The organism is Microbacterium sp. XT11, assembly GCF_001513675.1.
Classification (GTDB): domain Bacteria; phylum Actinomycetota; class Actinomycetes; order Actinomycetales; family Microbacteriaceae; genus Microbacterium.
In genome coordinates, this window is the sequence record NZ_CP013859.1 from 845022 (window position 1) to 857219 (window position 12198).

General features: G+C 71.0%; 7 protein-coding genes and 1 pseudogene. 5 read left to right on the top strand and 3 right to left on the bottom strand.

The annotated features are described in order from the left end of the window. The first annotated feature begins 49 nt into the window (after positions 1-49). A complete protein-coding gene (locus AB663_RS04045; protein WP_067196067.1) occupies positions 50-3388 on the top strand; it encodes a putative Ig domain-containing protein in 3339 nt (1112 codons plus the stop codon). 63 nt (positions 3389-3451) lie between these two features. On the opposite strand, the pseudogene AB663_RS04050 reads toward AB663_RS04045, so the two are convergent. Further along, a pseudogene (locus tag AB663_RS04050) lies at positions 3452-4972 on the bottom strand (DUF7059 domain-containing protein); the annotation flags it as partial. 118 nt (positions 4973-5090) lie between these two features. Between AB663_RS04050 and AB663_RS04055 the strand changes: the two are divergent. The 4 genes from AB663_RS04055 to trxA all read left to right on the top strand — a co-directional run bounded on the left by AB663_RS04055 (position 5091) and on the right by trxA (position 10311). Beyond that, a complete protein-coding gene (locus tag AB663_RS04055; RefSeq protein WP_067196069.1) occupies positions 5091-7211 on the top strand; it encodes a DUF6049 family protein in 2121 nt (706 codons plus the stop codon). After that, the gene (gene murJ / locus AB663_RS04060; protein ID WP_067196071.1) at positions 7208-8824 is read left to right on the top strand and encodes a murein biosynthesis integral membrane protein MurJ; all 1617 of its coding nucleotides are present in this window, start codon (positions 7208-7210) and stop codon (positions 8822-8824) included. Before AB663_RS04055 ends, murJ begins: the two co-directional genes overlap by 4 nt. Before the next feature lie 123 nt (positions 8825-8947). Further along, positions 8948-9922 (top strand): thioredoxin-disulfide reductase, encoded by a 975-nt coding sequence (trxB, locus tag AB663_RS04065; RefSeq protein WP_067196073.1) that lies wholly within the window; start codon positions 8948-8950, stop codon positions 9920-9922. A gap of 65 nt (positions 9923-9987) precedes the next feature. After that, the gene (trxA, locus tag AB663_RS04070) at positions 9988-10311 is read left to right on the top strand and encodes a thioredoxin (protein ID WP_067196074.1); all 324 of its coding nucleotides are present in this window, start codon (positions 9988-9990) and stop codon (positions 10309-10311) included. Positions 10312-10397: 86 nt separating this feature from the next. Here trxA and AB663_RS04075 read toward each other — a convergent pair whose 3' ends face one another. Both AB663_RS04075 and AB663_RS04080 read right to left on the bottom strand, forming a co-directional pair. Next, the gene (locus AB663_RS04075) at positions 10398-10724 is read right to left on the bottom strand and encodes a tryptophan synthase subunit alpha (RefSeq protein ID WP_067196076.1); all 327 of its coding nucleotides are present in this window, start codon (positions 10722-10724) and stop codon (positions 10398-10400) included. Between the two features lie 9 nt (positions 10725-10733). Next, entirely contained in the window at positions 10734-12182 is a 1449-nt protein-coding gene (locus AB663_RS04080; protein WP_067196078.1) for a sugar porter family MFS transporter, read from the bottom strand. Between the last annotated feature and the right edge of the window lie 16 nt (positions 12183-12198).

Consider the following 12198-nt stretch of genomic DNA (forward strand, 5'->3'; position numbering starts at 1 on the left):
CGCGGCGTCCCCAGCGCCTGACCGAAGGACGTCGATGTCTGCTCCCCGGATGTCTGCCCTGTCCATGCGTGGCCGCCTCGCCGCGCTCGCTGCCCTCGCGCTCTCCGCCACGGGGCTCGTGGTGGCCGCTCCGGCCGCAGCCGCCACGACCATCACGGTGACGAGCACCGCAGACGCCGACGCCAACGACGCGTGCTCCACGCCGTCCGTCGTCGTGACCGCCACGCCCGTCACGCTCCGCAACGCGCTGTGCGTCGCCGGCAACCTCGGCGGCACGACGACGATCGAGGTGCCACAGGGAACGTATCCGCTCACGTCCGGAGCACTGGAGCTCCGCGGAGGCGCGGGGACCGACGTCACGCTCTCCGCATCGGGCGGACGCGCGACCATCGTCGGCGACGGCAGCTCGCAGCTGCTCGCCATCGACCCGGGCCTCACCGGCGGCATCTCGGTCGAGATCGTCGGCTTCGGCTTCGAGGGCGGGCGTGACTCCGTCTACGGCGGCGGCGCGATCATCGGAGGAGCCGCGGGCGCGCCGGCCGACACGCTGATCGTGCGCGACAGCGTCTTCCGCGACAACGCATCGCTGTCGGGCACGGCGGGCCCTGGCGGGGCGATCCAGTTCATCGGCGGCGACCTCACCATCACCGGATCGACCTTCAGGGACAACGACGCGGGCACCTCCTCAGGCGGGGCCGTGTACTACGAGGCGCGGATGCCGGGCGACGATCTCGTCGTCAGCGGGTCGACCTTCACCGGCAATCGCGTTCGGTCGGAATCCGGGATCGAGGCGGGCGGAGGGGCGATCGCCTACTCCACCAACGGCGTCGGCTCCGTCGAAATCACACGGAGCCTCTTCGACCGCAACATCGCCGACGGCACCGGCGGGCCTGCGGTCGGCGGCGCGATCCACCAGGTGCAGGGGCCGGCCGTGGTGTCGGGGAGCGTCTTCACCGCCAACTCGGCCACAGGCGGCGCGGCAGGAGGCGGTGCCATCCACGCCACGGCTGGCGCGCTCTCCGCGCGGTTCAGCTCCTTCGCCGGCAACACCGGCGCGGCGGCCGTCCGCTCCGATCCGGGAGCCGCGGCGACCGTCACCCACGACTGGTGGGGCTGCGTGTCGGGACCGGGGACTCCTGGCTGCGACTCCGTCGCGCTCAGCACCGGCTCGGCCACGCCGTTCCTCACGCTCACCGCATCCTCAGGTGACCCGACACTCACGACCGGCGAGACCACCACGGTCACCGCGTCGCTCCTCACCGACTCCGCCGGCGACCCCGTCGACCCTGCATCCCTCAGCGCCTTCGACGGGCGCCTCGTTGGCTGGAGCGGCGCCGCGCCTGCGGGTTCCAGCGTCGCCCCGAGCACGAGCGTCATGAGCGGCGGCGTCGCCACAGCCACGTTCACGGCCGGATCCACACCGGGCGTCGGCGGGGTCACGGCCGCGCTGGGCGGCGCCTCCGTCACGCTCCCCTTGACCGTGGCGCAGGATGCCGTCTTCACGAGTCCCGGCACCGCCGGCGCTGTCGTGGGCCAGGCCTTCAGCTTCACCGTCACGGCCACCGGGTTTCCGGAACCGACGGTGTCGCTCGTCTCCGGCAGCCTGCCGCCGGGGCTCGCCGTGTCGCCGACCGGAAGCACCGCGACGATCTCGGGCGTGCCGCTCGAGGGCTCGGGAGGCTCTTACCCGCTCGTGTTCGCGGCCGACAACGGCGCCACTCGCGTGCAGCAGACCGTGACGATCGAGGTCGGAGCCGTCCCCGCCTTCACCGGTCCTGTGACCGCAACCGTGGCCGAGGGTGAGGCGGTCGACGTCGTGGTCTCGGCATCCGGAGCACCCGCGCCGTCGCTGTCGGCGCAGGGCGAGCTGCCCGCCGGGCTCTCGCTGCACGACAACGGCGACGGCACGGCGCAGCTGTCGGGAGTCCCGTCCGTGTCCCCCGGCACTCATGCCTTCACGCTCGTCGCCGTGAACGCCGTCGGCAGCACCTCCGCGGAGTTCACGCTCACGATCACGTCGCAGCCGCGCTTCGAAAGCGCCGACAGCGCGACGTTCACGGCCGGTGCCGCCGGAGTGTTCCCGGTGATCGTCGCTCCGGGCTACCCGGCCACCGGACCCGTCACGATCTCGGCTGACGCGCCGCCGTGGCTTTCGCTCTCCGGCCCGCAGGGCGCGCAGCAGCTCGTCGGCACGCCTCCGGCCGGTTCGGGGGGCACCATGGCCTTCACGCTGTCGGTCGACGGAGTCGACGGACCCGTCACGCAGCCGTTCACGCTCACGGTCCACGAGGCGCCCGTGGTGACGCTCCAGCCTCAGGCGGCCAGCGTGCTCGTCGGGACGGATGCCGTGTTCACGGCGTCCGCGAGCGGTCACCCCACGCCGTCCGTGCAGTGGGAACGCCGGGTCGACGGCCTCTGGACGCCCATCTCCGGAGCCACGGCCGACACCCTCACGCTGCACGCCGCGATCGACGACGACGGAGCGCTCGTCCGGGCGGTGTTCACGAACGCCGCCGGAGCGGTGGCCACCGAGCCCGCGACGCTCACCGTCGGCGAGCCGCCCGTGCTCGACCCGGTGCCCGAGGTGCGCGTGCTCGCCGGAGCCCCGGTGATCGTGCACCTCGTGAGCACCGGAACCCCGGTCAGCGCCCTCACCGCCGCCGAGCTGCCCGCGTGGCTGTCGTTCACCGACGCCGGCGACGGGACCGCCGAGCTCAGCGGCACCCCGGCTCTCGCCGACGCGGGAACCGTGCGCGTCGCCGTGACCGCGACCAACGGATTCGGCACCGCTCAGACCACCGTCCGTATCGTCATCTCAGCGGAGGTCCCGCTCCCCGATGCTCTGCCGTCGTCGTCCGACGGATCGCTCGGCGGCGTCCCGGCGACGGTGACCCGCGGGCAGCGGCTGCAGGTCACCGGCGACGGCTTCCTGCCCGGGGCGACCGTCGCGCTCGGCATCTACTCCACCCCGACCGCGCTCGCGACCGCGGTCGCCGGCGACGACGGCTCGTTCTCGGCCACGGTAACGGTCCCCGCCGACCAGAGCCTCGGCGCGCACACCATCGCGGCCTCGGGCATCGGCGACGACGGTGCGGCCCGACTCCTCGCGTCCGGCACGACCGTGCAGGCCACTGGTTCCACCGGCGGAGGCTCCACCGGAGGCGGTTCCACCGGCGGAGGCTCGACCGGAGGCGGATCCACCGGCGGCGGTTCCACCGGCGGAGCGCAGACCGGCGGTGCCGCAGAGGTCCCCTCGGCCTCCACGGTCGATCAGCTCGGAGCGACGGGACTCGACGCCACCGCGACCATCGCGCTCATGGCCGTTGCCGTGCTCGCGGTGCTCGGCGGACTCGTGCTCGTGCTGCGCGGCATCCGTCGGCGGCGCTGAGACCCGCGGCAGGCTCTGGACGCCTCCGCCGCCGAGCCGGCTCCGCAGGACACCGGCCCGTGCTCAGGTCTCTTCCGGCAGCAGCATCCCATCGAGGAACAGCTGATGGACGCGCGGCTCGAGGTCGGCCCACAGATCCGCGAGAGGCACCTCGAAGAGGTCGGCCAGCGCCGACGCGATCTGCACCACGGTGAGCTCGCCGTCGCACGCGCCGACGAAGGCGGCGAGCGCGGTGTCGGCCGTGATCGTGCGACCGAAGCCGCCGCCCTGCCGCAGCTCGATCACGCTGGGGTCGTCGTTGCCCGGCATGAGGTGGCGCGCCTCCGTGACGTCGGGGGCGGTGACCAGGGTCGACGGCAGGCCGTCGGCGAGCAGGTCGTGCGCCGCGAGTCCGTGACGCAATGCGCCACCGACGTTCGCGAGGGGCTGCGGCATCCGCTCGATGCGCCGCAGGGGCACCCGCCCCGGAACCGCCGGCCGGCGGAGCAGGATGTAGCCGAAGCCGACGGCCGTGACCCCTCGTGCCTCGAAGTCGTCGAGCCAGGCGGTGAGCAGCGGGGTGAACGCGGCGTCGCGCGGGGTGATGCCTCCGTCGCGGATCCACAGCTCCGCGTACGCGAGCGGCGTGAGCTCCTCGCGCTGGATCACCCACAGGTCGAGCTCGGCCGGCACCCACGACGCCAGGCGGTCGAGACCGACGCGGTCGGTGAGTCGCGCCTGTCCGGCGCGGGACTCCCAGTTTCCCAGCAGCTGCGCGACGCCGCCCGGAGTGAGGTGATCGGGCGCCGCGCGCACGAAGTCCTCGACGAGCGCGTCGCCGACGAGACCGCCGTCACGGTACTCGTACTCCGGCACGCCCTCGGCCCGCGGCGTGATGACGAACGGCGGGTTGGACACGATGAGGTCGAAGGCTTCACCGGCCACCGGCTCGAACATGCTCCCGCGGCGGAACTCGATGTTCGCCACCCCGTTCAGCCGGGCGTTGAACTCGGCGTACGACAGCGCGCGCTGCGAGATGTCCGTGGCGACGACGGATGCCGCGTGGCGCGACACGAGCAGTGCCTGGATGCCGCACCCGGTGCCGAGGTCGAGGGCGCGGTCGACCTCGATGGGCATGACGATCTCGGCGAGGGTGCGCGAAGCGCCTCCGACTCCGAGCACGTGATCCGCCGGCAGCGGACCGTCGAGCGCGACCTCGTCGAGATCGCTGGCGATCCACCACTCGCCGATGCCGTCGGCGTCGACGAACGACTGCGGGCGAAGCAGGGCGGCCGGGACGACATCGTCTCCGTCGACGACGGCGAGGCCCAGGTCAGCGAGTCCCTGCGCTCCGAGGCGAGGGAGGGCGGCGTCGACGGTCGACGCCGGCTGGCGGATGCCGAGCACGAGCAGGCGGCCGAGAGTCGCCAGCGGCCCGTCGTCGCCGGAAATCGCCCGCAGGATGGGCTCGCGCAGACCACGCGCGAGAGCGTCGTCCTCCTCCTCGCCCCACAGGCGACGCAGGGGCTCGGAGCGGAAGTCCGCGGCGTCGAGGTCGGCGGCGAGCGCGGCGCAGAGGAGAGGGTCGGCGGCGAGGGCTGGGGTTGACGGACACGGCCGTCACTCTACGCGCCTTCAGGGATCTCCCTCATGCGCCCTCGTAGAATCGCAGGGTCAGCACTCACGAGCAGCCCACCTCTCGGGCGTTCGAGGAAGACTCCCCATGACCGCGACCACCCCCGAGAACGGCTTCCGTGCGCGCCTTCGACGCGTGGCGAGCGGAACCGCGGTCTTCGCGATCGCTCTCGGCGCGTGCGCGGTGGCTGTGCCCTCGGCGGCATCCGCCGCTGACGCCGCCGATCCGGCATCCGTCGAGCTCGCGGTCACCATCGGCGCGAACGGCACCGTCACGCAGGGCGCAGGCGCGAGCGCCTCGGTGAGCGTGCACAACGATGCCGAGTCGGAGCTCTCGGGCGGACACGTCGTGATCGAGCTCAACCGCACCCCGCTGCCGGATGCCGCTGCCGTCACGTCCTGGCTCGACGACGAGAAGGGCGTGGAGAGCGGGTTCACCCCGCTCGCGTCCGACGCGACCGCCGCCGTCGATGCCGGCGCGACGGCGACCGCGAGCGTGCCGATCGCCCCCGAAGCGCTCGCCGACCTGACTCCTGGCGTGTACCCGCTGCGTGCCGAGCTGAGCGGCGCCACGACCGGCACGGGTGACGACGCCGAGAGCGCGCACGCCACCGCCACGAGCGTCCTCGTCGTGGCGGCCGGACCTCGTCCTCAGGTCACGGTGCTGGTCCCCATCACGGCGACGCCGGAGGGCGGATCGCTTCTGACCCGCGACGAGCTCATCGAGCTGACCGCGCCAGACGGCGACCTCACGGCGCAGCTCGAAGGCGTGTCGGGCACGTCGGCCGTGCTGGCCATCGATCCGTCGATCCCCGCGGCGATCCGCGCACTCGGCACCTCGGCGCCGACGAGGGTCGCCGAGTGGCTCGATCAGCTCGACGCGCTGCCCAACGAGCGCTTCGCGCTGCAGTTCGGGGATGCCGACGCCACCACGCAGGCGCAGGCGAACCTGCCGGCCCTGCTGCAGCCCACGACGCTCGTGCCGCTGCTCGACCCCGCGAACTTCCAGCCGCAGCCGGGCGCCGCGACCGAGGCTCCCGCTGCCACGCCCACCCCGACACCGAGCGCCGGGCCGCAGCTGCCCGACGACCAGACACTCATGGCGATCGACGGTGCCACGCCCGGCATCCTGTGGCCGAGGCAGGGAGCGACCGCCGACGACCTCACCCGCTTCGCGGCGTACGTCGGCGGATCGGTCACCACCGTGCTGCCGTCGACGGCGTTCACCGAGGTCAGCGGCGGGCACGTGGCGGTGGGTGAGCACGACGTGCTCGTGACGGATGCCGCAGCATCCGAAGCGCTCTCCGACGCCGCCGCCGAGCCGGAGTCCGGGGCCCGCGCACGGTCTCTCGCGGCCGCCGGCGCGTACCTGTTCTTCGCGTCGCAGGCTTCGGGCGGCGCTCCCCTGCTCGTCGGACTCGACCGCGACGACGACCGCTCTGCCACGGCGCTGCGCGACGCGATCTCCGCGGTCGACTCGCCCGGTGTCGGTCTCGCCAGCCTCCGGTCGACCCCTGCCGCACCCGCCACCCTCAGCGGCGATGCGGGCGACGCGCGCGGGGCCTCGCTGCAGGTGCTGCTCGCCGAGGAGAGCCAGCTCGCGGCGTTCTCCAGCATCCTCGAGGAGCCGCAGGTGCTGCTCAGCCCCGAGCGCATCCGGATCCTGCGCGTCATCGCCGTCGGGTCGTCGACCAAGCGGTTCGACGCCGATGTGAGCGAGCACCGCGCGACGACGCGCGAGACGCTGCGGGCGGTGGAGATCCCGCAGTCCAGCACCATCCAGCTGCTCACGGCGAACGCAGACCTGCCCTTCCAGGTGCGCAACGACCTGCCCTGGCCGGTGACCGTGCGCTTGTCGGTGGCCCCGACCGATCCGCGCCTCGAGGTGCAGTCGGTCACGCCGGCGGTGATCCCGGCGAACACCAACACGCGCGTCAAGGTCCCGGTCTCGGCTCGGGTCGGCAGCGGAGAGCTCGACCTTCGTCTGGCGCTCTTCAGCCCCACGGGCGTCGAGCTCGGAGACAGGCAGACGGTGCGGGTCGCCGTGCGCGCCGAGTGGGAGGGGATCGGCCTCACCGTCTTCGGCGCCCTCATCGTGATCCTCGTCGGCCTTGGGGTCGTGCGCACGGTGCGCCGCAAGCGGCGCGAGGCCGACGAGGCGGCCGACGAGGAGTCCGGCACCGCCGGCCACGATCGAGGAGTCGAATGACCAGTCTGGGCCGTTCCAGCGCCATCCTCGGCGCTGGAACCCTGATCTCCCGTGTGACCGGGCTCTTGCGCACGATCGTTCTTGTCGCCGCCATCGGCAGCATCGGCGGAGCAGGCGATGCGTTCGGCGTCGCGAACCAGTTGCCCAACAACGTGTTCACGATCATCCAGACCGGCATCCTCACCGCCGTGATCATTCCGCAGATCGTCAAGGCCGGTGCCCACTCCGACGGCGGCAGGGCCTACATCTCGAAGCTCTTCACACTCGGAACGGTCGTGTTCCTCGCGGCCACGGCTGTGGCGATCGTGCTCGCCCCCGTTCTCGTCCGGATCTACGCGAAGGGCTATGCCCCCGACCAGCTCGCACTGGCGACGGCGTTCGCGTACTGGTGTCTTCCGCAGATCTTCTTCTACGGTCTGTACGCGCTCATCGGCGAGACGCTCAACGCCAAGCGCGTGTTCGGCCCGTACACCTGGGCGCCCATCGCGAACAACATCGTCTCGATCGCGGGGTTCCTCGTCTTCATCGCCCTGTTCGGCGCCGACCGCAGTCAGGTCGAGTCGTGGAATCCGACGATGATCGCCGTCCTCGCCGGCACGGCGACCCTGGGCATCGCCCTGCAGGCAGCGCTGCTGCTGGTCTCCTGGCGTCGCACGGGACTCGTGCTGAAGCCGGACTTCCGGTGGCGCGGTGTCGGCCTGCGGCACGTGGGGACGCTCGCCGGGTGGACGTTCCTCATGGTCATCGCCGGTCAGCTCGCAGGCCTCGTCCAGACGACCGTGGTGTCGGAGTCGACCGGGCATCCCTCGGTGTTCTTCATGCAGGCGGCGTGGCTGGTGTTCATGCTCCCGTACTCGATCTTCGCGATCTCGATCGGCACCCCGTACTTCACGCAGATCGCCGAGCACGCCGCGGCAAGGCGCGACGCCGACGTGCGTTCCGACGTCGCCCGCTGCATCCGCGTCATCTCGCTGTTCGTCGTCGGCTCCGGCGTCGCCCTGGCCGTCGCCGCGGTGCCGGCGACGCGCATCTTCACCACATCCTCGGAGCAGGCCGTGCAGGCCGCCCCAGTGCTGATCTGCTACCTCGTCGGACTTCTGCCGCTGGCGGTCCTGTTCATCGTGCAGCGCGCGTTCTACGCCTACGGCGACACACGCACGCCGTTCTTCTTCACGCTCGTGCAGGTCGTGCTCATCATCGGGTTCTCGGTCCTCGCCGGCGCCGTGGCTCCGCTCAGCCAGCTCGCCGCCGCGATCGCGCTCGGGCAGTCGGTCGCGGGCATCGTGCAGACCGTCATCGCCGTGTGGATCCTCCGCAACCGTCTCGGCGGGCTCGAGCTGCCGTCGACCATCCGCTCGCTCGTGCGTTTCGCCGTCGCCGCGATTCCCGCCGGACTCGCCGGCTGGGGCGTCTACCTGCTGCTCGGGGCGGGCGACGGCTGGACCGCAGGCAACACCGGCGCGAACTTCCTCGACCGCCTGCTCGGCGCCGTCGGCACCGGCGTCGTCGGCCTCGCCGCCGTGAGCGTGTACGTGGCCGTGCTGCTGCTCCTTCGCGCACCCGAGCTCTCCGCCGCCACGCGGATGCTGCGTCGCTTCCTCCCCGGCCGCTGACCCCGCCCGCCCCCGCCCGGCCGCGCCACCCGGCCGTGGGGAATGCCCCGCGGTTACCATTGGTTGAAGCAGCGGAACCCCTTTCCAGGGAGGCGCCCTGTGTCCAGGGAAGAGAGAGAGCACATGCGCAAGGTCATCATCATCGGCTCCGGCCCGGCCGGCTTCACGGCCGCCATCTACGCGGCCCGCGCGAACCTCCAGCCGCTGCTCATCGCCAGCTCGGTCGAGGTCGGCGGCGAGCTGATGAACACCACCGAGGTCGAGAACTACCCCGGCTTCCCCGAAGGCATCCAGGGTCCCGAGCTCATGGCCAAGTTCCAGGAGCAGGCCGAGAAGTTCGGCACCGAAGTGCTCTACGACGATGTGACCGCGCTCGAACTCGACGGTCCCGTGAAGAAGGTCACCCTGGGGTCCGGCGCCGTGCACGAGACGCAGACTCTCATCTACGCGACCGGATCCGCGTACCGCAAGCTCGGCATCGAGGGCGAGGAGCGCCTGTCGGGCTACGGCGTGTCCTGGTGCGCCACCTGTGACGGCTTCTTCTTCCGCGAGAAAACCATCGCCGTGGTCGGCGGCGGCGACTCCGCCATGGAAGAGGCGACGTTCCTCACGCGCTTCGCGTCGAAGGTGTACGTCATCCACCGCAAGGACACCCTCCGCGCCTCGAAGATCATGCAGGAGCGCGCCTTCGCGAACGAGAAGATCGAGTTCATCTGGAACAGCGAGGTCGCTGAGATCCTCGGCGGCGACAACGTGACCGGCGTGCAGCTGCGCTCGACGGTCGACGGCTCGCTGCGCGACCTCCCCCTCGACGGTCTCTTCATCGCGATCGGCAACGACCCGCGCACGCACCTCGTGCACGACAAGCTCGAGCTCACGCCCGAGGGCACCATCTGGGTCGACGGACGCTCGTCGCGCACGTCGGTCCCTGGTGTGTTCGCCGCCGGCGACGTCATCGACCCGACCTACCGCCAGGCGATCACCGCCGCCGGGTCGGGCACCGTCGCTGCGCTGGATGCCGAGCACTTCCTCGCCGACTTGGAAGACGCCTCGGTCGAGGTCCCGGCTGCCGAGGCCGCCGAGATCATCACGGCCTGACCGCGGGAACAGAACACACTCGTCGGCTGTTGTAGCCGTCGAACCTCGAATCAAGGAGAACTCTGATGAGTGCAAAGGCGACGAGCCAGGCGACCTGGGAGCAGGACGTCCTGCAGGCCGAAGGTCCCGTGCTGGTGGACTTCTGGGCCGAATGGTGCGGTCCGTGTCGCATGGTCTCGCCGGTCCTGGACGAGATCCAGGCCGACCACCCCGACAAGATCACCATCCTCAAGCTGAACGTCGACGAGAACCCGCAGCTCGCCATGCAGTACCAGATCACCTCGATCCCGGCGATGAAGGTGTTCCAGGGCGGCGAGGTCAAGACGACCATCATCGGCGCCAAGCCGAAGTTCGCCCTCGAGCAGGATCTGGCCGCGTTCATCGGCTGATCGCTCCGGCATCCGGGCCGTCGCTCCCCTCGGGGCGGCGGCCCTTCTTCATGTCCGGGCTCGTGGACTCCGCCCGCTGAACGGCCTCAGGCGACGGCCGGATCCCACCGCCGATGCCGCTGCTTCTCGTCGAGCAGCCCCCAGACGGCAGGCGTCAGCTCCGGGTACTCGAGGGCGATCTGCCGCAGCACCCGGTAGTGCCGCGCCTCGTTGGGCCGCACGCCGTCGTTCGCCGCGATGTTGTCGGCGCGCAGCAGGTAGACGACGAGCTCATCGACGCTCGGGAGCTCCTCCATGAAGTCCCACGGGTCCTCGCCCCCGAGCAGGCGCTCCTGGATGAGAACCGCGAGTTCGTCCGACGCCTCTGCGCGCAGGACCTCGAGGCTGGCGCGGCGGGGAACGGACTCGGTCATCCGTCCAGCCTACGTGCGTTCTGCCCGCCTGCGGCGCTCTACGCGAGCATCGTCCTTCATCTCCTCGAGCTCCTTGCCCTTGGTCTCCGCGACCTTGAAGTACACGAAGAAGAACGACAGCAGAGCGAAGAAGGCGTAGAAGCCGTACGCGAACGGCAGCCCGATCTCCGCGAACGCGGGGAAGGTGGTCGAGATGAAGAAGTTCGCGACCCACTGCGCTGCCGCCGCGACGGCGAGCGCGCCCGCCCTGATCGAGTTGGGGAACATCTCGCCGAGCAGCACCCAGACCAGAGGTCCCCACGTGGCGCCGAAGAACACCACGAACGCGTTGGCGCAGATGAGAGCGATCGTGGCCCACGGGTCGGGAAGGGTCACGGCGCCGTTCTCGAGTGTGCCGAACGAGAACGCCAGGGCCATGAGGCCGAGCGTGAGGGTCATCCCCACCGAGCCGACGAGCAGCATGATGCGTCGTCCGACGCGGTCGACCAGCAGGATCGCCACGACTGTGACGACGATGTTCGTCACCGAGGTGATGACCGTGATGGTCAGGGCCTGCGATTCGCCGAAGCCCACCGACTGCCACAGCGTGGTGGAGTAGTAGAAGATCACGTTGATGCCGACGAACTGCTGGAACACCGACAGCAGGATGCCGACCCACACGATGGGCTTGAGGCCGAGTCGGTTGCCGCGCAGGTCACGCAGCGACTCGGAGCGCTCGGTGTTGATGGTGCCGGTGATCTCGGTGATCTTCGCCTTGACGTCGACCGTTCCGGTGACGGTCGTGAGGATCTCGGATGCCTTCTCGAACTCGCCCTTCGCCACGAGGTACCGGGGCGACTCGGGCAGGCGAAGCGACATGATTCCGTAGATGAGAGCGGGGATCGCTTCGGCGATGAACATCCAGCGCCAGGCGGTGAGGCCCCACAGGGGCTTGGCCGCGCCTCCCGCGACATCGGCGAGCAGAGCATCCGAGAGCAGGGCGACGAAGATGCCCGTCACGATCGCGAGCTGCTGCAGGGAACCGAGTCGGCCGCGCATGCGTGCGGGCGAGACCTCGGCGATGTAGGCGGGGGCGATGACGGATGCCGCGCCGACGCCGAAGCCGCCCACGATGCGCCAGATGATGAGGTCGACGACGCCGAACGCGAGTCCCGATCCCACCGAGGACGCGAGGAAGAGCACGGCGGCTGTCACCATGACGGGGATCCGGCCGAACCGGTTGGCAAGCGGCCCCGCGAACCAGGCGCCGACCGCGCAGCCGATGAGGGCTGACGACACGGCGAAGCCCTTGAGGCCCACCCCGAGGTCGAAGCCGGATTGAGCGCCGGCGAGAGCGTCGACCGCGCCGTTGATCACGGCCGTGTCGAACCCGAACAGGAAGCCTCCCAGCGCCGCCGCGATGCTGACCGCGATGACACGGCCTCGTATCGCGGATGCCGAAGGTGATGGTGCAGACATGTCGCCCTCCTCAGCG